19 protein-coding genes and 1 pseudogene are annotated in these 24,528 nt (G+C 65.8%); 2 read left to right on the forward strand and 18 right to left on the reverse strand.

Annotation, left to right across the window (positions count from 1 at the left end):
* The 8 genes from ACZ0AE_RS15850 to ACZ0AE_RS15885 all read right to left on the reverse strand — a co-directional run bounded on the left by ACZ0AE_RS15850 (position 1) and on the right by ACZ0AE_RS15885 (position 7,654).
* Entirely contained in the window at positions 1–462 is a 462-nt protein-coding gene (locus tag ACZ0AE_RS15850) for a DUF4381 family protein (RefSeq protein ID WP_463601576.1), read from the reverse strand.
* Entirely contained in the window at positions 459–1,385 is a 927-nt protein-coding gene (locus tag ACZ0AE_RS15855; protein ID WP_463601577.1) for a DUF58 domain-containing protein, read from the reverse strand. The genes ACZ0AE_RS15850 and ACZ0AE_RS15855 overlap by 4 nt, the downstream gene beginning before the upstream one ends.
* Before the next feature lie 5 nt (positions 1,386–1,390).
* Positions 1,391–2,425, reverse strand: coding sequence for an AAA family ATPase (locus tag ACZ0AE_RS15860; protein WP_038686533.1), 1,035 nt, complete (start codon positions 2,423–2,425; stop codon positions 1,391–1,393).
* A 136-nt stretch (positions 2,426–2,561) separates the two neighbouring features.
* Complete coding sequence (locus ACZ0AE_RS15865) at positions 2,562–4,538, reverse strand: type IV pilus secretin PilQ (RefSeq protein WP_463601578.1); 1,977 nt, start codon at positions 4,536–4,538, stop codon at positions 2,562–2,564.
* 20 nt (positions 4,539–4,558) lie between these two features.
* Positions 4,559–5,092 (reverse strand): pilus assembly protein PilP, encoded by a 534-nt coding sequence (locus ACZ0AE_RS15870; protein ID WP_447595446.1) that lies wholly within the window; start codon positions 5,090–5,092, stop codon positions 4,559–4,561.
* Positions 5,089–5,763, reverse strand: a complete 675-nt coding sequence (locus ACZ0AE_RS15875; protein WP_447595448.1) for a type IV pilus inner membrane component PilO — start codon at positions 5,761–5,763, stop codon at positions 5,089–5,091. The genes ACZ0AE_RS15870 and ACZ0AE_RS15875 overlap by 4 nt, the downstream gene beginning before the upstream one ends.
* Positions 5,760–6,596 carry a PilN domain-containing protein gene (locus ACZ0AE_RS15880; protein WP_463601579.1) on the reverse strand — a complete coding sequence of 279 codons (837 nt, stop codon included), beginning with the start codon at positions 6,594–6,596 and terminating at the stop codon, positions 5,760–5,762. Before ACZ0AE_RS15880 ends, ACZ0AE_RS15875 begins: the two co-directional genes overlap by 4 nt.
* Positions 6,596–7,654, reverse strand: coding sequence for a pilus assembly protein PilM (locus ACZ0AE_RS15885; RefSeq protein WP_038686523.1), 1,059 nt, complete (start codon positions 7,652–7,654; stop codon positions 6,596–6,598). Before ACZ0AE_RS15885 ends, ACZ0AE_RS15880 begins: the two co-directional genes overlap by 1 nt.
* 224 nt (positions 7,655–7,878) lie before the next feature.
* Here ACZ0AE_RS15885 and ACZ0AE_RS15890 point away from each other — a divergent pair, with 224 nt between their 5' ends.
* Entirely contained in the window at positions 7,879–10,299 is a 2,421-nt protein-coding gene (locus ACZ0AE_RS15890) for a penicillin-binding protein 1A (RefSeq protein ID WP_463601580.1), read from the forward strand.
* A gap of 220 nt (positions 10,300–10,519) precedes the next feature.
* Positions 10,520–11,167: a hypothetical protein gene (locus ACZ0AE_RS15895; protein WP_448134308.1), complete on the forward strand. Its 648-nt coding sequence runs from the start codon at positions 10,520–10,522 to the stop codon at positions 11,165–11,167.
* An 82-nt stretch (positions 11,168–11,249) separates the two neighbouring features.
* Here ACZ0AE_RS15895 and ACZ0AE_RS15900 read toward each other — a convergent pair whose 3' ends face one another.
* From ACZ0AE_RS15900 to ACZ0AE_RS15945, 10 genes and pseudogenes are all read right to left on the reverse strand, one after another.
* Positions 11,250–12,080 carry a hypothetical protein gene (locus ACZ0AE_RS15900; RefSeq protein WP_463601581.1) on the reverse strand — a complete coding sequence of 277 codons (831 nt, stop codon included), beginning with the start codon at positions 12,078–12,080 and terminating at the stop codon, positions 11,250–11,252.
* 59 nt (positions 12,081–12,139) lie between these two features.
* Complete coding sequence (locus tag ACZ0AE_RS15905) at positions 12,140–12,949, reverse strand: TIR domain-containing protein (protein ID WP_038686517.1); 810 nt, start codon at positions 12,947–12,949, stop codon at positions 12,140–12,142.
* Entirely contained in the window at positions 12,940–13,380 is a 441-nt protein-coding gene (locus ACZ0AE_RS15910) for a hypothetical protein (RefSeq protein ID WP_038686515.1), read from the reverse strand. Before ACZ0AE_RS15910 ends, ACZ0AE_RS15905 begins: the two co-directional genes overlap by 10 nt.
* 57 nt (positions 13,381–13,437) lie before the next feature.
* Positions 13,438–13,557: a hypothetical protein gene (locus ACZ0AE_RS15915; RefSeq protein ID WP_463601582.1), complete on the reverse strand. Its 120-nt coding sequence runs from the start codon at positions 13,555–13,557 to the stop codon at positions 13,438–13,440.
* Between the two features lie 478 nt (positions 13,558–14,035).
* Positions 14,036–14,449, reverse strand: a pseudogene (locus ACZ0AE_RS15920) (hypothetical protein); the annotation flags it as partial.
* A gap of 212 nt (positions 14,450–14,661) precedes the next feature.
* Entirely contained in the window at positions 14,662–18,921 is a 4,260-nt protein-coding gene (locus ACZ0AE_RS15925; RefSeq protein ID WP_463601583.1) for an ESPR-type extended signal peptide-containing protein, read from the reverse strand.
* A 68-nt stretch (positions 18,922–18,989) separates the two neighbouring features.
* On the reverse strand, positions 18,990–19,685 hold the full coding sequence (locus ACZ0AE_RS15930) for a pilus assembly protein (protein ID WP_463602124.1): 696 nt from the start codon (positions 19,683–19,685) through the stop codon (positions 18,990–18,992).
* Between the two features lie 16 nt (positions 19,686–19,701).
* On the reverse strand, positions 19,702–20,832 hold the full coding sequence (locus ACZ0AE_RS15935) for a CfaE/CblD family pilus tip adhesin (protein WP_229980614.1): 1,131 nt from the start codon (positions 20,830–20,832) through the stop codon (positions 19,702–19,704).
* Positions 20,829–23,552 carry a TcfC E-set like domain-containing protein gene (locus tag ACZ0AE_RS15940; RefSeq protein ID WP_463601584.1) on the reverse strand — a complete coding sequence of 908 codons (2,724 nt, stop codon included), beginning with the start codon at positions 23,550–23,552 and terminating at the stop codon, positions 20,829–20,831. Before ACZ0AE_RS15940 ends, ACZ0AE_RS15935 begins: the two co-directional genes overlap by 4 nt.
* Before the next feature lie 68 nt (positions 23,553–23,620).
* Positions 23,621–24,118 carry a CS1 type fimbrial major subunit gene (locus ACZ0AE_RS15945; RefSeq protein ID WP_038686507.1) on the reverse strand — a complete coding sequence of 166 codons (498 nt, stop codon included), beginning with the start codon at positions 24,116–24,118 and terminating at the stop codon, positions 23,621–23,623.
* Between the last annotated feature and the right edge of the window lie 410 nt (positions 24,119–24,528).

Below are 24,528 nucleotides of genomic sequence, written 5' to 3' on the forward strand. Positions count from 1 at the left end.
TCATCGGCGACGCCCCGCCATCAACCCCAGGAAGCGCCGGCGCGCCAGTACCCGCAGCCGCGTGGCGGCCTCGGCCTCCACCTGGGGGCGGTAGCCGCCGTCCAGCAGTAGTCGGCCATCGCCATCGGAGAAGGCGCGGCTGCCGGGCTCATCGAGGGACTCGAGCCAGGCCTGACCCTGCAGCAGCTCGGCGCCGGGTTGATGGGTACGCGCGGCACGGCGCAGCAGCGCGGCGATGGCGGCCACTTCATCCACCGGGGTGGCGGCCTGCGCCACGCCGTCGTCGAACGTGCGCATCCAGCGCTGTTCGCGGCGACGGCGACGCGCACGCCACCACCACAGCAGCGCCACGACACACAGCAGCGCCGCCAGCACCAGCCACCAGCCCGGGGCCGGCGGCCACCACGGCGGCGACGGCGGCAGGTGCACATCGCGCAGCGGCAGGCTGCTGGCCGCGCTCATGCCACCACCGCCGAGGGCATCGGGGTCAACCAGCAGTCACTGGCATCATCGGTGGCCACCACGTGCACCTGGATGCGGCGCGACGACAGCTGCTTCTGCAGCGTTTCCAACGGTGCCACGAAGCGCTCGCGCCAGTGCTCGCGGACAGCGGCCCGGTCCAGGTCGAGCATCACGCGGCGGCCCTGCGACAGGAACGCGAGCGGTGCCGATGGCGGGGCCAGTTCCAGCGGGTCCACCAGCAGCATCACCACCACTTCGTGGTGCATCGCCAGGGCGGTCCAGCGTGCAACGCTGATGGCGGAAGCCTGGCCGGGGTCGGCCAGCACCACCACGCGCGCGCCCGGCCGCAGCAGGCGGGCGGCATGCTCCAGTGCACGGTCCAGGCCGGCATCGTCGGAAGGCGGTTGTGCGTACCAGCGGGTCAAGGCATCCAGCACGCGCAGGACGCCCCGGGTGCCACCGGCCGGCGGCACCGGCGCTTCGACCGCACTGCCGCGCAGTGCACCCAGGCGATCGCCCTGGCGCTGCGCCAACCAGGCGGCAATCGCGCCGACGCGCGCGGCCTGCACCGACTTGAAGCGCGCCCGGGTGCCGAAATACAGCACCGGGTCGGTATCGGCCACCAGCAGAGTCAGACGCTCACGCTCGGCCTGGAACAGCTTGGTATGCGCGCGCCCGGTGCGGGCGGTGACGCGCCAGTCGATGTGGCGGGCGTCGTCGCCTGCCACGTACTCGCGCGACTCGGCGTACTCCATGCCGCGCCCCCGCATCGGTGCGGGCGCGCTGCCGGCATGGCCAAGCCGGCCACGCCGGGCCGGCGCCAACCGGTGCGCATTGCGTCGCAAGGCGACCAGTTCGGCCAGGCTGGGGCGCAGGCCGTCGCCGTTGGTCGCGCCTGCAGCGCTGTCCGCGTTGAATTCCATCTGGATCAGGGTGCCGGTACGCGGGCCAGCAGTTCGGCCACCAGGCGGTCGCCATCCCAGCCTTCGGCGGTGGCTTCGTAGCTGGGCAGCACGCGGTGGCGCAGCACGTCCGGCGCTACGCTGCGCACGTCATCGGGCGTCACGAAGTCGCGCCCGGCCAGCCAGGCTCGCGCACGTGCGCAGCGCTCCAGTGCGATGGAGCCACGCGGGCTGGCGCCCCATGCAATGCGTCGGGCCAGTGCGGGGTCGTAACGGGCGGCGTCGCGCGAGGCCAGCACGATTTCGATCAGGTAGCGTTCCAACGCCGGCGCCATGTGCAGCGACAGCACCGCCTTGCGTGCGTCAAACACATCCTGCAGCGGCATCCGCGCCGGGGCCGGTGGCGGTGTGCCCAGGGCATCGCGGGCACGCTCGCGCGCCAGGCGCAGGATCTCCGCTTCGGCGTCGGAGTCGGGGTAGCCGATGCGCACATGCATCAGGAAGCGGTCCAGCTGTGCTTCGGGCAGCGGGAAGGTGCCCTCCTGCTCGATCGGGTTCTGCGTGGCCATCACCAGGAACAGCGCCGGCAACGCGTAGGTGTGGCGACCCACGGTGACCTGGCGCTCGCCCATGGCCTCCAGCAGCGCCGATTGCACCTTGGCCGGGGCCCGGTTGATTTCATCGGCCAGCAGGATCGGGTGGAAGATCGGCCCCGGTACGAATTCGAAGCGGCCTTCCTGGGGACGCCAGATTTCGGTGCCGGTCAGATCGGCCGGCAACAGGTCCGGGGTGAACTGCACGCGCGAGAAGTCGGCCTCCAGGCGTGCGGCCAGCGCGCGGATGGCGGTGGTCTTGGCCAGCCCGGGCGCACCTTCGACCAGCAGGTGACCGTCGGCCAGCAAGGCGGTCAGCAGCCGATCGACCAGCGCCGCCTGTCCGACAATCTCGCCGGCCAGGGCATCGCGCAGGGCGCGGAAACCGTCGTGCAGGCGGTCGTGGGCCAGTTCGGCGGCAGCAGGGGTATCGATCGAGGCGTCTGGCATGGGGGGAGGCAGGTTCATGGCGTCCGTGTGACCCGCGCGGCGTGCGAAGGTTCCATCCACATGATGGCAGGCACGCCGGGGATCGGCATCAAGATTGCCTGAACGCGAAAGGGCCGCACGTGGCGGCCCTTTCGTTGGAGCAGGTGGCGCGACCTCAGTTGGTCTTGGCCACGCGCAGCACCTTCGGGGTGACGAAGACCAGCAGTTCGGCCTTGTCCTTGTTGCGGCTGCGCTTCTTGAACAGGTTGCCCAGGAACGGCACGTCGCCCAGGAACGGCACCTTGTTGACGCTGTTGCGGTCGGTGAACTCGTACACGCCACCGATCACCACGGTCTGACCATCTTCCACCAGCACCGCGGTGTTGACTTCGCGACGGTTGATGGTGGGCACTTCGCCGTAGCCCGCAAGGCGGATGTAGCCTTCCACTTCATCCTTCTTGACGGCCATGTTCAGGAACACGCGGTTGTCGTTGGTGATGGTCGGGGTGACCTTCAGCTCCAGCACCACTTCCTTGAACTGCACGTTGGGCGTGGCAGCGCCACCGGCACCACCACCGGTGATGGTGACATAGCCGATTTCCTTACCCTGCTTGATGATCGCTTCACGCTGGTTGGTGGTCACCACGCGCGGATTGGAGATCACTTCGCCGCGCGATTCCTGCTGCATCGCCGACAGCTCGACGTCCAGCAGGTAGCCCGCATTGAGGATCGACAGCGCCAGCGAACCCGGATTGCTGGCCGCAGCGACCGGCAGGTTCCAGTTCAGTCTGTCCGTGCTGATCGTATACGGGGCGCGAATCGGGATAGCACCAGTACGACCGCCAGCGTCCCATTCAGCCAGCGCCTTGGCGTAGTCATTGTTGACCGTGGCCTGGTTGTTGATGTTCTTGTGGGTGTCGTCGGTACTACCACCAAAGAACACATTGTCACGACTACCGGTGATGCCGAACTTGGCACCCAGTTCACGCGCGAAGGTGTCGGTCGCGATGACGATGCGGCTTTCGATCAGCACCTGGTCAACCGGACGGTCGATCACGTTGATCAGCTCGCGCATGCGCGCCAGCTTCTTCGGGATGTCGCTGATCATCAGCGTATTGGTGCGCTCGTCGGCGACGATGCGACCACGCGAGGACAGGAACCCGCTGTCTTCCTGCGCGCTGTTGCCGCTACCGCCACCACCACTACCGCCGCCACCGCCGATGCCCTTGGCTTCGGTCAGCGCTTTGAATATCTGCGCCGCATTGTGGTAATTGACCTGGATGTAATCGGTGACCAGGTCTTCGCGGTTCTCGATCGCGATCCGCGCGTCTTCCTTGTCCTGCTCGAACTTGGCCAGTTCCGGCTGCGGCGCAACCCACACCACGCCGCCGTCACGGCGCTTGTCCAGGCCCTTGGCACGCAGCACGATGTCCAGCGCCTGGTCCCACGGCACGTTGACCAGGCGCAGGGTGACGTTGCCTTCGACACTGTCGGAGGCCACGATGTTCAGGTTGGACTCTTCGGCGATCAACTGCAGCACGGTGCGCACCGGCACGTCCTGGAAGTTGAACGTCACCGGCTTGCCGCTGTAGCCGCGCTGGGCAATCGCGCTGGCCGCCTGGGTCACTGCGGTGGCGTTGATCGCACCGGTAGCCGGAGCCGCCTTGCGCGGGCTGATCTCCACCACGTACTCGTTGCCGGTCTGGTAGGCCAGCGATTCAAACGCGGTATTGGTGTTGAGCACCAGCTGGGTGCCGCCGCCGTAAGGCTTGGGATCGATGCGCTGCACCGGCGTGGCGAAGTCGGTCACGTTGATCGACTTCTGCAGGTTTTCCGGCAGACGCACGTTGCCGACGTCGATCACCACGTTGTTGCCCTGGGTGCGCAGGTCCGGGCTGGCGCCCTTGCCGTCGAACTGCAGGATCAACCGCCCGGCGCCGTCTTCACTGCGCTTGAAATCGATCTTGGATACCGACAGCGAAGCCGGCGCGGTGATCGGCGCGGCGCTGGCGGCAGGCTGCGGCGCCGCTGCGGCAGGCGTGGCCGCCCACAGCGTGCCATTGGCCACCATGAGCGCGACTCCCAGCGCGCACAGGTGGATCAGCTTCGGGCGCCGGTTGGGACGCTGCCGCATGGCATTGGAAAAGGTCATCGTGCTATCCCCGTAATCATTCATTGATCTTCAAGCGCAAGCGATGCAGGCCGTTCCAGCCAGCCGCCCGCGCCATCCGGCACCAGTTCAATCAGTTCGATCCGGTCTTCGAAGACCCCGGTCACCCGGCCGTCGCTCTGCCCCAGATAGACGCCCGGACGCACCCGATAGGTGACCTTGTCCGGCGCCATCACCAGCGCGACCAGCCCGCCGCCCTTGCCGATCGAACCGACCATGTCCAAGGCATCCAGCGGAAAGGCTTCCAGCGGCTCCTTGCGACGGTTCGGATCGGGACGCAGCCCCGAGCCGCCCTGTGGATTGGTCCAGGCATCGGTGAACGGATCGCGCATCCCCTGCGCGGAGTATTCAAACGTTTCGAACTGCTGCATCACCGGCAGTGGCTCAAGCGGGGGCGCCGGGCGTGCACGCACGTCGTCCACCCACTTGGCCAGGTTCGGCGCATCGCCCGGGGTACTGCTTACCCCGCGCGCGCAACCGGCCAGCAACGCCAACACCAGCAGCCCACACACCCGTGCGGTCATCCCCAGGCTCATGGCGTACCTCCGGGGGTGGCGGTCTTGTCGGCGGCGGTGGCTTTTTCCTGCGCTTCCATTTCCAGCTCGTCCAGGTAGCGATAGGTCTTGACCGTACCGGACAGCTCCAGCGCACCGCTGCGCGCGGTGATGCCGGTCTTGGGGTCCTTGGGCTTCAGGTTGATGTCGTGCATGGTCAGGATGACCACGCGCGGCAGCGAGGCCACGCCGCTGACGAAGGCACCGAACTGGTGGTAGCTGCCCACCATGCGCAGGGCGATCGGCTTTTCGGCGTAGAACTCCTTGGGCTGCTCGGCACCGGGCTGGAACAGCTCATTGACCAGGCCGCTGGACAGCGCGGTCTGCGAGATGTCGATGATCAGGTCCGGCATTTCGGTCTTGCTGGGCAGCTGGCGCAGCATCTGCTGCAGCACCTGCTCCATCTGGGCCAGCTGTTGCTTGAGCGGCGCCAGGTTCACCGCGCGGCCCTGTTCCTTCTCGAACTCGGCACGCAGGCTGGTCTCGGTACTTTCCAGCGACGCCAGCTCTTCACGCTTGCCGCTGATCAGGGCAAACCAGGCCAGGAACACGATCAGCAGCGACAGCAGCACGCAGAAGACGACTTTGGCCTGCTGCGGCCAGTTGCCGATGTTGTTGAAGTCCAGCTCTTTGAGGTTCATTTTCTGGCTCATGCGCCCCCCTTCTGCGGCGTACTGGACGCCGCCGGCTGTGCGGGTGCGGCGGGCGGGGCGATGCGGCTGCCCGACGGCTTGGACGGCTCGGCGGCCGGCGCAGGCACAGCGGCCGGCGGGGTCGACGCAGGCGTCGCGGCCGGCGACAGCGGGGCGACCGCCGGTGCCGGTGCGGCGGCCGGATCGGCCGGGATGGCAGCGGCATCGGCCGGCACCACCACACTGCCATCGGGACCTACGCCACCGACCGGTTCACTCTGCGCAGGCAGAGTCACCTTGACCTCGAACATGTACGGCAGTGCGCTGATGTCGGTCACCGGACCGGGGCCATCCTTGCCGGCCTCAGGCTTCTTGGCCTCGATCACCGACAGTTCCGGCTTGCTCATCCAGCCCGAGCTTTCCAGATTGCGCATGTACGCACTGACCCGGGCATTGGACTGGGTGCGCCCCTGCAGGGTGAGGATGTCCCCTTCCTGCTTGAGCGCGGTCAGCACCACGCCGTCCGGAATCGTGCGTACCAGTGCGTCGAACAGGTGGACCATCTGCGAACGCTTGGCCTGCAGTTCCTCGATCACCTTCTTGCGCGCCAGCAGGCGTTCCTTCTGGCGATCCAGGCGGTCGATTTCCTTGTTCTGTTCCTTGACCTTGTCGATCTCGGCCTGCAGGAAGGCATTGCGTTCGCCCTGCCCGCTGACCTGACGGTCGTAGTAGAACCAGATCATCAACGACAGCAGCAGGCCGCCGATGGCCGCAAAGCCGAGCATGCCGTAGAAGTCGCGCTGGCGTTGCTTGCGCCGCTCGGCGCGCCACGGCAATAGATTGATTCTTGCCATCAGTCAAAGCTCCTCAGCGCCAGACCGGTGGCAATCATCAGCGCCGGGGCATCCTGGGCCAGGGCATGCGCCTGGACCTTGGGACCCAGGGTCATCTGTGCCAGCGGGTTGGCCACCACGGTAGCCACGCCCAGCTGTTCTTCCACCATCTCCGGCAACCCGGCCAGCGCCGCGCAACCGCCGGCCAGCACGATGTGGTCCACGCGGTTGAATTCGCTACCGGCATAGAAGAACTGCAGCAGGCGGCTGATCTGCTGGACCGTGGCTTCCTTGAACGGCTCCAGCACTTCCATCTCGTAGCTTTCCGGCAGCCCGCCCTGGCGCTTGGCCAGTCCGGCTTCCTCGTAGGTGAGGCCGTAACGGCGCATCACTTCGTCGGTGAGCTGCTTGCCGCCGAACACCTGTTCGCGGCTGTACAGGCTACGCCCGCCACGCAGGACGTTCAGGGTGGTCATGGTGGCACCGATGTCCACCAGGGCGACCACGCCATCACTGGCGATGGGCAGTTCGCTGGCGACCAGGGCAAAGGCGTTCTCGACCGCGAAGGCCTCCACGTCCATGACCCGGGCGGTCAGCCCGCCGAGCTCCAGCGCCGACTGGCGCAGCTCCACGTTCTCCGACCGCGACGCCGCCAACAGCACCTGGACCATCTCCGGGTTGTTGGGAATGGCGCCCAGCACCTCGAAATCGAGGTTCACTTCCTCGATCGGGTACGGGATGTAGTTGACCGCTTCGAGCTCGACCTGGGCTTCCATGTCGTTCTCGTCCAGATCAGCCGGCATCGGGATCAGCTTGGTGATCACCGCCGAGCCGGCGACGGCTGCGGCAGCATGCCGGGCCTTCGTACCGGAACGGTTCACGGCGCGGCGGATAGCCTCACCCACGGCCTCCACTTCCACGATGTTCTTTTCCACGACCGCATTCGGCGGAAGTGGTTCCACAGCGTAATGTTCCACGCGGAAACGATTGCCACTGCGGGAAAGCTGCAAGAGCTTTACTGCAGTCGAGCTGATGTCGACGCCAATAAGCGGCGACTGGCTTTTTGGGATAAGCCCCACGGTTTCTCCCCTGCCGACGGGCACTTGGACGCATAACCTGCGCCCGCGCATTAATAACGTTTTTTTTGCAAACCGCAACCATCACGCAGTGAAACGTGCACTACCGCACGTTTCACGGCTCCCCAGACGGTCGTCGATCTGCGCTCCCCGGGAACAACCCCAGCCGTTCCCTTGCGTAATCTATACTCTGCGGCCACGAAATTCGCAATCGGAATCTGTCACTGATGACACGCTTTCGCCGCTGGCTGCGCTGGTTGCTGGTCGCCATCCTGGTCCTGGGCCTGATCGGCGCCGCCGTCGCAGGTGGCCTGTACTACGCCATTTCCTCCAAGCTTCCGGACGTGCAGACCCTGCGCGACATCGAGATGCAGGAGCCCATGTACGTGTATGCCAGCGATGGCAAGCTGATGGCCGTGTTCGGCGAGTCGCGGCGCGTACCGATCACCATGAAGGAGGTCCCGGAACGTCTCAAGCAGGCCTTCCTGGCCACCGAGGACGCCCGCTTCTACGAGCATGGCGGGGTGGACTACAAGGGCATCGGCCGCGCGGTCTGGCTGCTGGCCACCACCAACGACAAGCGCGTGCCGGGTGGGTCCACCATCACCCAGCAGGTCGCCCGCCAGTTCTTCCTGAGCTCCGAATACAGCTATACGCGCAAGCTGGCCGAGATCCTGCTGGCGCGCAAGATCGAGTCCGAGCTGAGCAAGGACGAGATCTTCGAGCTGTACCTGAACAAGAGTTTCTTCGGCAACCGCGCCTACGGCGTGGCCGCTGCGGCCGAGTTCTACTACGGCAAGAAGCTGGGCGATCTGGACCTGGACGAGATGGCCTCCTTGGCCGGCATCCCCAAGTTCCCGTCCTCGGGCAACCCGATCAGCAACCCCGAGCGGGCCCGCGAGCGCCGCGACTTCTATGTGCTGCAGCGCATGGCCAGCCTGGGCTTCATCAGCCAGGCCGAGGCCGACGCCGCCAAGGCGGTGCCGATGCACGCCAGCGCGCATGAGCCGCCGGTGCAGGTGGAAGCCCCCTACGTGGCCGAGCTGGTCCGCCAGGAAATGATCGCCCGCTTCGGCGGCGACGTGGTCAACAAGGGTTACCACGTGACCACCACCATCAACGCCGAGTTGCAGACGGCGGCCAACATCGCCGTGCGCGATGGCCTGCGCGTGTACGACCACCGGCATGGCTGGCATGGCGTGGAGCAGCACTTCGAGGTGTCGGCCGATGCCGATGCCAAGGCGCTGGCGGCCAAGCTGGTCGGCATTCCGGCCCAGTCCGGGCTGCTGCCGGCGATCGTGGCGTCCACCGCCGCCGATGGCAGCGCCACCGTGGTGCTGGCCAACCGCAGCGAGCTGGTGCTGCCCGTCGCGGCCAGCCGCTGGGTCAACAAAACCCCGGCCAAGCTGCTGACGCGGGGTGACCTGGTGCGGGTGCGCGCCGGCGAGAAGGAAGGCGAGTGGCTGATCGACCAGATCCCGCGCGGCCAGTCCGCGCTGGTCTCGCTGGATGCTGAAAGTGGCGCCTTGAAGGCACTGGTGGGCGGCTTCAGCTTCTCCGGCAACAAGTTCAACCGCGCCACCCAGGCGCGCCGCCAGCCGGGTTCGAGCTTCAAGCCGTTCATCTATGCGGCCGCGTTCGACAAGGGCTTCAACCCCGCCTCGATCGTGCTGGATGCCCCGGTGGTGTTCCGCGACCGCCGCGGCAAGACCTGGTCGCCGCAGAACGACGGCGGCGGCTTCCGTGGCCCGATGCGCCTGCGTGAGGCGCTGGTGCAGTCGCGCAACCTGGTCTCGGTGCGCCTGCTGGACGGCATGGGCGTGGACTACGCACGCAAGTACATCAGCGAGTTCGGCTTTGCCGAGGCCGAGCTGCCGCCCAACCTGTCGATGTCGCTGGGTACCGCCTCGGTGACCCCGTTGTCGGTGGCGCGCGGTTACGCCGTGTTCGCCAATGGCGGTTCGCGGGTGGATACCTGGGTGATCGACCAGGTGACCGACCGTGACGGCGTGGTGGTGTTCAAGGAAAACCCGGCGATGGCCTGCCGCGATTGCGCCGGCACCAGCGGCGGCGCGCCGGTCAGCCAGGTGGTGGACGGCTTCAACTTTGGCGCACCGCCTGCCCCGGCCACCGCTGCGGCGGCCAAGCCGCAGCAGGCGGCTGAACCGGCCAAGCCGGCCAACCCGGACGCCAAGGTCGCCCCGCGCGCCATCGACGCACGCACCGCCTATCAGCTGGTGTCGATGATGCGCGACGTGGTTCAGCGCGGCACCGGCACTGCGGCCAAGGTCCTCGGCCGCGAGGACGTGGGCGGCAAGACCGGCTCCACCAACGACCACCGCGACGCCTGGTTCTCCGGCTTCGGCGGCCCTTACGCCACCACGGTCTGGGTGGGTCGCGATGACTTCCGCTCGTTGGGCTACCGCGAGTACGGCGGCAAGGCCGCCTTGCCGATCTGGATCGACTACATGCGCGCCGCGCTGAAGGACACCCCGATCGCGCAGAACGAGCCGCCGTCCGGGATGGTCCAGGCCACCCTCAACGGGGCCACCGAGTGGGTCAAGGTGGAGGACATGGACAAGATCGAGGAGTACAGCTTCGATACCCATGTGCAGCAGGCTGACGACGCCGCGTTCGATATCTTCTGATGTCGACGGCAGGATGACGAGGAAGGCCGGGCATTGTCCGGCCTTTTTCGTTGCCACCGCCCCCACGTCACGTAGAGCCGGGCTCTGCCCGGCTGCCTGCCATGTCGGCCAGCCGGGCAGAGCCCGGCTCTACACGCCGGCGGCCGGGCAGAGCCCGGCTCTACACGTATGTCACATCGCCGGTGTACATTGCCGTGCAGGTCGCACAGGAGTACCGGTCATGCATCGAGCCCGCCAGCATGCAGCCACCCAGACCCGCGAGCGCCGCCACCGGCTTGCCCATGAAGCCGCCCGGCTGATGGCCGAGGGTGGCATCCGCGACTACCACCAGGCCAAGCTCAAGGCAGCGGCCCGGCTGGACATCCACGACGATGCCTCCCTGCCCCGCAATGCCGAAATCGAGGACGCGCTGCGCGAGTACCAGCGCCTGTTTGCCGGGGCCGATCATGGCGCGCAGCTGCGCCAGCGCCGCGAGGCGGCCCTGCGCGCGATGGAGTTCCTGGGGCAGTTCGCCCCGCGTCTGTGCGGCCCGGTGCTGGACGGCACCGCCGACGCCAACAGCCCGGTGCAGCTGCAGGTGCACAGCGACGACGCAGATGCGGTGCAACGCTACTTCGACGAACACGGCATTCCCGCCGAACTGCGCACGCGCCGCCTGCGGCTGGACCGCGAGCGGGTACTGGACGTGCCAGTGTGGGTGTTCAGCGCGGAGGAACTGACCTTCGACATCGCAGTACTGCCGTATGACGCGCTGCGCCAGCCGCCCTTGTCGGCCATCGATGAGAAGCCGATGCGGCGTGCGTCGGTGGCGCAGGTTCGCCAGATGCTGGCCGAAGCGGAGATGGCCGGCTACCTGCAGACGGGGTAGTGCTGCGTAGTGCGGCATGACCGCCGTGCGCCAACGCGATGGACCGGACGTCACGCGTCGGGAATGCTGCGCGCCTACGGCCTCACCAGCCCAGCAAGCCCCGCTCGAATGCACCGGGTTTGAGCTTTCCGTAGAACGCATCGAGGAAGATCGTACCGTCCGGCTTCCCATCCACTATCGCGGCGGCCGCCGGAACACGGACATCATCGATCACCTGCCACAGGTCTTCAGCGGCCATCGCGTACGAGCTGTCTGGCAGGGAGAAGCGTGCCGTCGGTGGCAGCGCGCTGTCCATGGTCCTGGCCACCGCTTCGGTGAACGACTCCAACGATGCGGTTTTGCGCGGGCGGCGCCGCACCATCTGCGCGAACATCAACTCCGAGAATATCCACGGCGAGCCGATGTAGTCGCGCCCCTCCACGTAGTCCTCGATCCTCACCGCCTTGCTGTCCAGGAACAGCAGCAATTCGGACTGATCGATCATGCGTTGCAGGGCCACATTCAAGATCATGTACATGCTTGCCGCAGTGCGTGTTACACGCTCGTAGTAGTACGTGTTCGGTTTGTGGGGAATGATCGAGCGGATCTTGTCGACGTCCTGAAGCAGCGTGTACACGTCGCCCCATACGCAGGAATCCACGAACACCTTCAACCCCAGGCCTTCCAGGTGCACGGCAAGGGCAACCACCGCATCGTGATCCTGGTGGGTGTGGGACAGGAAGACATCGGCCCGCTCGGTCGGGAACAGGTCCTTGGCGATGGTATCGGCGTCGATCAGGTTGTCATCATTGAGGATGTAATCCTTGATCTTCACCAGGCGGTGCTTGTTGCGGCTCTTGAACGTGTCGATGGCGCTGCGATCGGCATCGATCGCCAGCGCATCGAAGTTAGTGATTCTTGCATCCAGAAGCATGTTCGTTCCTTCTCATTCATGGGGGTGTTTTCGCGGGGCATGGCGTTCCCTCGCAGACTTCATATCCAGCCCAGCAGGCCTCGTTCCTGCTCACTCAGGGGCAGCTTTCCGTACAGGTGATCCAGGAACACCGGATGGTCGTGGCAGTAGGACGCAGCTGGAAATCCCGTGGTATCGGCGATGGCACGCTGGAGAACGTCCCACTCCATAACGTGCGTCGCTTCGGGCGCAGCGAATGCCGCAGGCCGTGTGGGCTGCATGGCTTTCAGTGCTTCCAGGCCCAGTCGGGGACGGCCACGTCGTGGCAGATGGCGGGCGAACATGAGCTCGGAGAACACCCACGGTGCGCCAACATGGCGACTGTCTTCCACGCATGCGTGTACCCGGGCAGGTTCGCCCTCCAGATGGAGGAACAGCTCGCAGCCATCGATCAGTCGCTGCAGCGTTGCATTGAGCACCATGCAGACGCTGGCCGACGTACGCGCCACCTTGAAGTAGTGAAAATGATGCGTACCGGGAGAATCGCGGCGCGCGGAGAGCATGTCGTCCATCTCCTGCTGCACCGCATACACGTTGCGCCAGAGGCAGGAGTCCACGAACACCGTCAGCCCCAGTGCCTCCAGCATCACCGCCAGTTGAAGTACCTGCTCTCGGTCGACGGCACCATGGGAGAGGAACACATCCGCCCGGGGCGCAGGTAACAAGGCCTGCTGCACCGACTCGGCATCCAGCAGATTGTTGCTGTCCATCAGGTAGGCGGCAATGTCGTGCGAGGCGGGCCTGCACCGTGCCTGGAAGGCCGCGATGGCCAAGGTGTCCACCTTCAACCTGTCCGCGGCGAAGTTGCGGATGCGCAGTTTCAGCAGCATCGGCGTGCCTCCTCGACAACCCCGTATACCAGCAGGACCGCGGCCACCAAGGAGAGATGGAAGGCGAGCACTGTCGGCCGGCACATCACCTTCCACAGCGGCTCGCGTACCAAGGCGAGCCGAGTCGCATCGATCCGGAAGGCAAGCACCTGCGCCAGCGGTGCGTCGCTGGCGGCGTTGTACAGCTGCACGAAGGCGCGCTCCTGCTGCAGGAAGAAGGCATGAAAGCCCATGAACAGCCCGCCGGGCAGCACGAACAACGCCCAATGAAACGGCGTCTGTTCGCCAACCGAACAGGCCAGCAGGGCGGTCATCACCGCCACGCTGCCGCCCTTCATCGCAGACGCGCTGTTGGCGAGGCGCGCGATGATCCCCTGCAGGATGGTGAGATACCCCAGCCGCAAGGCGATCTGGTTACTGACGTTCTCCATGACGATCCCCTTCTATGGAGGCCGGCAGGGCGCCTCGTCGGCGCCCTGCCCCGGCCCTTACCAGCCGATACCCACGCCCAGGCCCACACTCTGCTCACCGCTGTTGGTGAACGCGCCATTGAGGCTGAAGGTGGCCGAGCCGCGCTCGTTGAGCACGCGCTGGTAGCCCACCGCCATGGCCGACTCGCCATCGCTGTAGCCCACGCCCGCGCCGAGGCGGTTGTAGGCTGGCGAAGCCGGCGGTGTTCATGGCCATCGCCGTCTGCGCACTGCTCATCGCCGCCATGCGGTTGAAGCGCTTGTCCATCTTGTCCAGGCGCTGTTCGACCCCTTTGATCGCGTCATCGGTGTACTCGTTGGCGCGGGCGAGCATCTTCTCCAGATCGGCGGTGCTGACCTGCGGCGTGGGGGTGGGTGCAGGGGCGGGTGCGTCGGCCTTGGCCGGCTTGCCGCCGTCGTCGGCACTGGCAATGCGCCCCCCACCGTCTCCGGCAGAGGCGGTCTCCGGCGTACCCGATACCGCGCCACTGCCTTCCTCCTCCGCCACGGGCGGCGTGGGTGCACTGGCGGTCGCCATTGCGCGACCCTGCAGCGGGGTGTCAACGCGCTGTTCCAGGCCGTCGATGCGGCCATCCAGGCGCTGCTCCATGGCATGCAACTGGCCGCCGTTGACCGCATCCCGGCTGCCGGGTGCGATCAGACCGTTGGCCACGTTGCCGAGCACCATGCCGTTGGCGCCAGCCAGGTTGAGCTGGTTGAGGCCGTCAGTGCGGGTGGCGGGGCTGTCCTGGAAGACCGAGCGAAGTTGGGTCTCGACGTTGCCGACGCGGGTACTGTTGGAGATCACGGCACTGTCTAGCGCGGTCAGGGCGTCGCCCACGGTGTGCTGGACGCTGCCTTGAACCGCGAACGTCGAACCTACAACATTGCCGGCGGAATCAATACTTGCACCGCCACCCAGTGTGGACAGAGCTCTGTCGAGCTGGGAGACAGTGGCTGCATCACTGGCGCTACGCCCATCTGCGACGTTAACCAGCCGCCGTTGCAGATTGCTGTGCCCAAAAGACACGACACCTGCTTCCCTGGCGATCGAGGACGCCCCGAGCGCAAGGCTCCCCTGGGCACCCGCTTCGACGCGAGAGTACGCCCCCAATGCAATGCCATCGACGGAGTAGACGTTCGATCCAACTAGAGCAGCAAATCCCCTGTCGCCCGAAGAGCCTACATTTGCACCGCGGCCCAACGCAACCGAGTCTCTGGCCTGCGCTGAGGTATAGCTTCCTATTGCTGTCCCCCCTCTGACGAGGACGTAAACGAGCCATCGCCAATTGCAACGCCCATCTTTCCAGCCTGAGCCGCCTGGCTTTCGCCATCAGCCCACACGGAAACGTAGCGGCTGCCAGCTTCGAGTTCTCCAAGGCGTGCATTCGTGGAGTACAGCTGGGAGCCATTAATCACATCAAGGCTCCCATTCGCAATTAGTCCGTCAGCCACGCCCGTGACTGTCGATCCGCCAAAGTCGACCGCACCAACCAGTGTGCTAGTACGTCCATCGCTCAGATCGTTCAGAGCTCTATCTGCAATGCGGAGCTCATCCAGCGCAGTTCGATTTTCAGCTATATCCTGCTTTACAGCATGTAGCTGACCACCGTTGACCGCGTCGCGGCTGCCGGGTGCGATCAGACCGTTGGCCACGTTGCCGAGCACCATGCCGTTGGGGCCGGCCAGGTTGAGCTGGTTGAGGCCATCAGTGCGGGTGGCGGGGCTGTCCTGGAAGACCGAGCGGAGCTGGTGCTCCACCCTGCCAACGCGGGTGCCTGTGGTGGTCACGGCACCGTCGAGCACTGCTAGTGCATCGGCGACCGTGTTTTGCATGCCCCCTTGCAGGTTGTAAGTCGGACTGATGATGTTGCCATTTACATCTACGCCTGCATTACCCCCAAGCAAGGCTAGAGACTCATCTAGCTGTGCAATGGTGCTTGTGTCTTCTGCATCTCGACCGCGGGCCACGTTCACAATGCGTCGCTTCTTCGTCAGGTTTCCAACAGACACGACATTCTCTTCAGTCGCCGTTGATTCTGCCCCGAGCGCGACTGAGTTCTCCGCTCCGCCCTCTACTCTGGAATAGCCACCAAGTGCAGTGCCATTCTTACTGAGAACTGTAGAGCCAGTCCCAAGCGCAAATCCGTTCTCCGCAGCCTCGTCCACGAACGACGCTCGACCCAGTGCAACTGAACCCTTTGCTCTGGCCCTTGCGTAAGCGCCGACTGCGGTAGCGCCATTGGTGCCTTCACCTGCCTCAGCGCTATCGCCAATAGCAACGGAGAAATCACCTGCTTTTGCAGGAGAGCTCATTTCATCAAAAGCCACGGCAATAAACCGCCTGGCGCTTTCCATCAAGGAAACTCGATGATTGGTGGCAAACAACTGTCCACCATTCACCGCTTCGGTACTCGCCGCCGAGCTCACATCCCCCGCTGCCAGTCCACGCACCCGACCACCGTTCATATCGATGGCGCCGTCAGCGGAGAACTTCACCACCCCCTCTAGGTCCGGATCGAAATTGTCGAACTCGGTGCGCAGTTCGTCCAGGTCACGACGGTTGTCTGTGATGCGCCCATCCTGCCCGGACAGTTGCGAGGAGTGTGTCGCCAGTATCCCTTCATTGGCCGTCACTTTCTGCTGGGTACCGAACAACTGCTTGCCTGTAACCGCCTCGGTACTGGTCGCACCAAGGGCGCCATCGGCCACGCCGCTCAGCTTGCGCGCTGCATTGGACTTGTTGCGCAGGTCCAGCGTGGTGCCGGTGTTCTGCGCACCTAAGCGCAGGTCCCCGCTGGCTGAGACCTGGCTGACCAGGCCTTCCAGAGCCGTCGCACGGGTTACTACCCCGTCCGCCGTTCGCTGTGCGACGGTCGCTGCCGCTTGCGCCGTGGTCGCCGTATTCTGCGCTGCGGTCACGTTGGTGTTGGTGGCATTGAGCTGCTTCCCGGTTACCGCTTCGGTGCTGGTGGCACTCACGGTGCCATCCGCCACGCCGCTCAGCTTGCGTGCTGCATTGGACTTGTTGCGTACGTCCAGCACGGTGCCGGTGTTCTGCGCACCCAAGCGCAGCTCCCCGCTGGCTGAGACCTGGCTGACCAGGCCTTCCAGAGCCGTCGCACGGGTTGCTACCCCGTCCGCCGTTCGCTGTGCGGCGGTCGCTGCCGTTTGCGCCGCGGCCGCCGTATTCTGCGCTGCGGTCACGTTGGTGTTGGTGGCATTGAGCTGCTTCCCGGTTACCGCTTCGGTGCTGGTGGCACTCACGGTGCCATCCGCCACGCCGCTCAGCTTGCGCGCTGCATTGGACTTGTTGCGCAGGTCCAGCGTGGTGCCGGTGTTCTGCGCACCCAAGCGCAGGTTTCCGCTGGCTGAGACCTGGCTGACCAGGCCTTCCAGAGCCGTCGCGCGGGTTACTACCCCGTCCGCCGTTCGCTGTGCGGCGGTCGCTGCCGTTTGCGCCGTGGTCGCCGTGTTCTGCGCTGCGGTCACGTTGGTGTTGGTGGCATTAAGCTGCTTCCCGGTTACCGCTTCGGTGCTGGTGGCACTCAGAGTTGCGTCGGCCACGCCGCTGATCTTGCGATTCGCGCTGGACTTGTTGCGTACGTCCAGCGTGGTGCCCGTGTTCTGCGCTCCAAGGCATACATTGCCCGCCGACGCTGTCTGGCTGACCAACCCCTCCAGTGTCGTTGCGCGGGTGGCAACACTGTCGGCAACACGCTGCGCCGCCACTGCCGTTGTCTGTGCGCTGGTGGCGGTGGTCTGCGCGGTAGTCACGGCGCTGTTGGTGGCATGCAGTTGGCTGCCGGTGACCGCATCGGTACTGCCCGAGCCGACAGTGCCGTCCGCCACGTACTGGATCTTGCGCTTGGTAGTGGCATTGCCGACCGACACTGAATTGGCGGAGTTGGTCACCGCGCCGGCGCCCAACGCTACCGCGTTGGTGTGGGTGGCACTGCTGCGGTCGCCCAGTGCAAGCGCACTGCCACCGCCGGCCTTGGCCAAGTTGCCCAAGGCGGTGGCATAACTGCCGGTGGCGGCCGCCTCACGGCCGACGGCCGTGGCCTGGTTGGCGGTTGCCTGCGCACTGAAGCCCAGCGCCGTGGCGTGCGTCCCCTGCGCCTTGGCCGAGGTGCCGCTGGCCAATGCGCCGGTACCGGTGGCCGTGGCCTTGTTGGCCGCCGTCATGGCGGTGCCGGTGGCCGTGGTGTTGACGGCCACCGTCGCCTTGGCCGCAGCCCCATCGGCAGCGGCCTTGGCTGCCGTGGCGGTGCTGGTGGCTGTGGTCACGGCCTGGTTGGTGGCGTGCAGCTGTTGTCCGGTCACCGCATCGGTACTGGTAGCGCTCAACACGCCGTTGTCGATGTTCTGGATGCGGCGTTTGCCCCCACTGCGGTTGGCCACGTCAACCACCGTACCGGTATTTGCAGCGCCCACCCGGATGGCGCTGTTGGTGGAGGTCTGGGTGACCAGGCCGGTCGCTGCCAAGGCACGGTCCGCCGTGGACTTGGCGGTGTTGGCGGTGCTCAGTGCTGTTCTGACGTCCACGCTCACCGCGTTGAGCTGCCGACCATTGACCACGTCGGTGCTGGTCGCGTTGACCGTCCCATCGGCCACATTGACGACTTTGCGCTTCAGTGAGCTGTTGCCCACTGATATCTGGTGGCCGCCGGTCGTTTCCGAATCTGCGCCCAGTGCAACCGCATAGGTGTGATCAGCCTTGGAGTCTGCGCCCAATGCCATCGCCTTGCCGGTGCCACGCGCACGGGCCGCACGGCCCAATGCAATGCTGTCGGGATACCCCCCTGCGGACGCATGGTTGCCGATTGCGATGGAATGCATGGATCCGTTGTTGGCCACCTCAGCAAAGTCGCCCAGCACGATCGAACCCTCTGCACGCGCCTTGGTGTCTCCGCCGACCGCAATGGCGCCACTGCCCAGCGCATAGGAGCCACTACCAACAGCCAACGCATTGTGACCTTCCGATCGCGCAGCGTTTCCCACTGACACCGAGCCGACCGAATGGGCACGGCTGCCAAAGCCCAAGGCGACTGCGTGCGAGCCATAAGTCTCCGCGCGGTTGCCCACCGCCACGCTGTTTGGACCTGCAGCCTTCGAGCGGATGCCTACCGCGATACTCTCCTCGCCACCCGCCTGGGCTTCAGCACCTACAGCCATGGTCTCCGCGGCCGTGACCATGCTCCACTTTGCTGCCGTCGTATTGTTGTAGACATCCATCCGATGCAACGCCGTGGTGCCGATGGATGAGGAATACACCGCGTTGGGCTGGAAGGCGCTCAGCGTTTGCCGCTGCCACCAGTCCAGCTCATGCTCAGCCAGATCAGCTGAGCTGGCAACGGCGGGCAGCACAGACAGCAGCGCCATGAATGCCCTGCCTTTACGCACACTCTGTGCGAGCTTCCCGCGTGCACAGCTCAGCTCACTCGCCACTACCCAGCATTGCAGGGCGGTGGACCAGAGACGGCGATAGATCCTGTTCATGAAAACTCCTTGGCAAACGAAACGAGATGGAAACGGCCCGGCGTAGCGCAGCAGGCGGGTGGAGGGACTCAGGGGGCGAGCGTTTGCACGTGCTCACGGTGGCCATCCCGGGTCAGCCGGTAGCGCAGCTGAACGGTGTGGCCGGGCTGCATGGCGAACGGCAGCGGCAGTGCGCTGCCGGGATACAGGCTGCGCGACAGCTCGTGCGCGATGCATTGGCTGCCATCGCAGTCGGCGATGCTCGTGATGCCCAGGCGCAACGTGCCGGCGTTGCGCAGCTGGTCGCCTTGCACGCGAATATCCACCGTGCCGTCGGCTGGCAGTACGTTGACCAGCGCGCCCCACACCAGGTTCACGCCGATGCTGGCCTGGGCGCCCTCGCCCGCGTCCTGGTCGCGTTCGTCCGGACCGCGCACCCCTTCGAAGTAGATGCGGTAGGCAGTCTCGGCCTGCACGGGCTGCAGCGGAATCACGCGGATCAGGCGGTTGCCACCGCCGGCCAGGGCAAACTTGCCCGGGGTGACTGCGATGGCCGCTTCGCTGGGGTCCACGTCGACCTCATGCTCCTGCTCGTCGGCGGGATCGACGATACGGCGGACCGAGGTCTGGATGTACTGCGGCTGGGTAGACTGGGAATAGATGCGGATCTGCGTACTGCGCTTGCCATCGACCGCGGCGCGCATCGGGTGCACGGTGAGATTGGCGTGTGCAGGTGCCGCCAGCAGCAGCGACAGGGACAACAGAACAAGGACTGGAATTTTCATGGAAGCTCCTGGAAGGTCAGGGCGTGACCGTGGGGACGCGCAGCTCCACCTGCAGCTCGCCGAAGTAGGTGCCGGCCTGCTGGGTGGAGATGGGGACGCGCGGAATATCGAAGGTGATCGGCGTGGGGACGCAGAACACCGGTTGGCTCATGCCGGGCAACAACACCAGGCGCAGCAAAGCTGTGTCGATGCCATGCAGCTGTTGCTCCACGCCGTTGGGCATGAGCACCGGGGCGCCGTTGTGGTCCAGGGTGACGGTGTAGTCCAGGCGACGGGTATCGTCGCTGCCACCATCGGTATGCCAGAGCGAATAGCCACTCGGACCGGGCGGCTTGCCACTGCGGTCACGCACGGTCACGCCGAGGTACTGGGCTTGGGAGCCGAGCCCGTCGTATAGGCACATCTCGAGTGCGGTGCGGCCGCCAATGTTCTGACTGACTGGGTCGTAGGCCGCGTTGAGCTGCACCAGCGGAGTGACGTGGTGGAAAGCAGGGAAGTAGATTGAGACGGCGTTACGGTCAGTGATGGTGAGATCGAACTCAAAGTTATAGCGCGCCAGCGGCGTACCACCTATCTCATCGTGAAGATCCAGCGCTAGGGAAGCACGCCACTTTCCCGCCACCAGCCGCTGTACCTCGTTGTCTGGTAAATGAAGCTGTGCACCCGTTCCAATTGGCCACTCGGATGCACACTCCCATATGGACGCTGACCATAAGGGGATTGCGGCGCTGGACCACGAATCACCGCTGCAACGACGTCCTGGCATTGCACGATTGAGATGCCCGTCGAGCCTGAGCTCCGTCCTCATTCCTGAGCGCTGCTCTACAAACGTAAGCAGTACGCTGCCCGCTCCGGCCTCTCCCTCTGTGCCAACCTCTGGGCAGCGACCGTTTATTGAGTTCGACGAAGATTGGCAGGTGAGGTGTAGACCCCCGTATTTCGAGCTTGTATCAGTGCTATAACCCAGCACCGTGCGCGGCGCCCACAATTCGATATCCCCCGGCATCGCCGACCGATCCCACGACATCACAATGCTCTGCGTAGCACTCACCGGATGCGTCTCCGGCGGCCGCTGCCCCCACGCCTTCGGCATCACCACCAACAGCGTCATCAGCAACATCACCGCCCACACACCGCGCCGGTTCATGGCGTACCTCCAGCAGAAGCCGTCTGCGGCGTCGCCGCCAGCAGGGCCTGTTCCTGCAACAACCGGGTCACCCGCGCCTGCTGGCGGATCTCCGCCGGCAACTGCGCCACGCCCAGCGGCTCGCACTGCACGGCGCCCACCAGCATCACCACGCTGCGACGCTCACGCACCCTGAGCGGGCACTGCAACAGGCGGTCGTCCTGCAGCAGGTACAGGGTGCGTTCGCGGCGCGGGAAATCGGCCACGAAACCGCCGTTGCTGCCGGTGCCAGGCACCGGCGCATTGAGGATGCGGGCGCCGCCCAACGGCAGCCCGGCGATGTCGCGCGCGTTGCCGATAAAGGTGTAGGTCACCTCGATCGGCACCGGCATCTGCAGCAGCCGACCGGGTGACAGAAATACCGGGCGCGAGCCGCCCACGCCGGTCACGCGGATCGCGGCATCGCTGTTCAGAGCGCTGGCGTCCTGCACTTCGGCGCGGTGGCTCTGGTAGGCCGGCAGCGGCAACAGTCGGCGCTCGCCGAGTGCCAGCCGTTGCCGGCGCAGGCCGCCCACCTGCAGTTCGGCGGCGACGCCGGTCAGTTCCAGGTCGTCGGTGTCGTCCACCTGCACGGCCAGACCGGCCTCGGCCCCCAGCCCGCCGCCCCAGTAGAACCCGTGCCGGCCCAGTGCCAGGCCAGAGCTGTGGGTGGCGCTGTAGGCCATCTCGGTGCGGCCGCGCTGCTGGTAGTGGGCCACGGTGCCGCCGGTGTGGCCGATGCTGTTCTGCAGTTGCGCGCTGAGCGCGGCGCTGTAGCGGTCGCTGTTGTTGCCGCGCAGATCCACGGTGGCTTCGCGGTACTGCGCGTCCACGTCCTGGCGCAGGGTCTGCCCGGCGCTGTAGTTGATCTCCGGCCGCGCATGCTGCGGCTGGCGCACGTCCAGGCTGTAGCGGCGCTGCGAGGTGCCGCGGTCGCCGCGCTGCAGGCGGGTCAGGCTGAGGTTGAGGAAAATGCCGCGGTCCCGGCCGTCGCGCAGGCTGCTGTGGCTCTGCTGCTGCCACACGCCGACACGGGTGGAGATGCTGAACTCCTGCCAGCGCTGCACGCGGTTGTAGCTGGCCTGCCAGGTGCGGGTGAGACTGGGCTCGCGGCTGTATCGCTGCTCCCACGGCGGCAGCAGCGGGTCCAACCCGGCCAACGGGTCGTCGATGTCCCCGCCAAGCAGTCGCCCGCGGCTCCAGGTCTGGCGCCGGGTATAGGCGACATACGCACTGCCACCGGCAAGCGGCAGCGCCATCGAGGCACTGAGTGAATCGGCGCAGCCCAGCCGGTCGCGCGCGTCGTCCTCGAACTGGCAGGCCTTGCCGCGCATGCGCTGCTGGTACAGGTTCCAGGACGCATGGCGGCGGTAGGAGAGCTGGTGCTGCTGGCCGGTGCTGCCATCACTGCCCCGCAGGCCACTGAAGGTAGCGCGTATATCCTGGGTGGCGAAGGCGTGGCGCAGGTCCACGCGCAGCTCGCCATAGCTGAAGCCGCCGAGGTCGGCGGCCCCAGCGGTGACGGCGGCAGCGCGTCCCAACGGCAGGCGCAGGCCGGCCATGGCTGCCATCTCGCCGTCGAAACGGTCGCTGCGGCGCTCGTTGCGGCGGCCGCCCTGCAGGAACCACTGCACGCTGCTGTTGGTCCAGTCGCCGCCTTTGTCGAACGGCGCGTCCTCACTGCGTACCAGCACGCCATCTTCGTAGATGCGCAGGGTCACGCTGTAGTTGCCGAACGGGAAGCGGCGGGTGTCGAGTTCGTTGATGCCCGCCTGCAGGTAGAAGGTCTGCAGCAGGCGCTCACCGTCGAAGGCATCCACCCGCGCATCGCGCGCCAGCAGCACGGTCAGCGGTATCGCCTGCACCGCCGCCTCAGCATCCACGTAAGCCTGGGTGGTGCCCACGCGGAGGCCGGCGAAGCGGTCCATCGGCAGCATGCTGAAGCTGAAGGTGCCCCCTTGGGGGCTGGACAGGTTGCGACGATCCATGCGCCCGGCCTGCAGATAGTGCTGCTGGCCCAGGTCATGGCGGTAGTACGCGTTGTCGAACTGGACGTCATGGCGGCGCTGGCCACCGCGGTACTGCTGGCTGTTGAAGTTCCAATCCACCGCAATGTGGCCGCGCTGCAGTACACCCAGCGCACCTGCGCCCTGTGCAGTCAGCGCCTGGTAGCCGCGGCCACCACTGAAGTTCACTGTCTGCTGGTGCAGGAACGCATTGTCGGCGTTGCTGCTGACCGTGTGGAAACGGTCGGCCGCCGGCTCGGCGGTAATCCATTGGCGGGCGACGAACAGGCGCACCGCGCCCTCGCCCTCGTCGTAAAGTGCACGCACGGTATTGGGGTCCTCTGGCGGGTCGAGATAGCCGCAGCCCGCGCTGCCGGTGCCGTAGCGGCAGGCAAGATGGCTGTTGCGCGGCAGCGGCTGGGAAAGCGCGGGCAGCAACGCAGCCTGGGCCTCGGCGGAAAGGTCGAGTGCCTGCAGCACGCGCGCCGGATCTTCCAGCTGCACGTTCTCCAGAGTGACGCGCACCGGCGACAATCCGGCGGTGCGGCCGAACAGGCGCACATCAAGGTGCTCGGTCTGGCCGGCGACCAGATCTTCGAAACCGACGGGGACGCCGCGCGCCGCGACCAGCGGTGTGGCCAACGACAAGGCGAGCGCGACCGCCAGCCGAGTCAGGGCGGGTGCGTGAGCTTTCATGGGGAGTACTGCCTGAGGCCGCCGGCCCGGTGTCCGGGCCGGCGTGGGGTAACGCGAGGATTGAACCGTTACGGTTTCTGGGTCAGAACCACGCTGACGATCCCTTCGTACACGCCCTGCACCGTGATCGGGGTGCGGGTGGTCTGGGCGATATCGAGGTCCATGACGATCGATGCACCACTGAGCGCACCGTCGTACAGGTCCGCTGCCAGGAAATCCTGTGACGCAACGGTCAGGGCGCGCTTATTGAGGCTTACGGTGAGTGGAACGGCGGCGCCGATGCCGCTCTTGGGTACCAGCGACGGCGCATGTCCAAGCCGCACTTCCACATCCTTGTCTTCATCGTTGGTGTAGATACGCACGCGCTCGTTGTGCGTATTCAACCCCTGGCCCGGAACGTGGTCCAGTGCGATCGAGTCCGGCAACGCGGTGCCATCCTGCTTCATCAACGCCAGGGACGGATCGACATTGGTGTAGACGGTGATATGGGATTCGGCGGCGTTGGCCGACAGCGAAGCGGTGACCAGCGCTGCAGCGAGCGCGGCCTTCTTGAGAATGTTCGACATGGGGTTCTCTCTCTATTTTTGGGTACTTCGAAAGTAAGCTTCCGCAGGAAGCACCGCCGTCACCGCGTGGGGGTGTAGCAGCCCAGTCAGGTTAGTCAGGGAGGCGTGATTTACCCATTCAACCACTCCTAAAAACCGCAGCGCGGGTGCGATTTTGCGACGACACGCGCACTCCCGGGACATTGCAGAAATTCCTACGCAGCGTGCCTCTATCGGTTCGTATGGCAAGGCGTTGGATACGCAAAGGACGGCCGCAGCCGTCCTTCGCATGTTCCTGTCTCCAGCCACTTGGACGCGTGTCCCTGCGGCCCACACCTCACTCAACACCGGCTCATCCAGCAGCATCTCCTGGACATCCTTCCACATCTCTTCGCGCACCCGCCGTACCATCGCCGAGTCGCGCGCGGCCG

Source organism: Stenotrophomonas sp. AC248, from assembly GCF_979258185.1.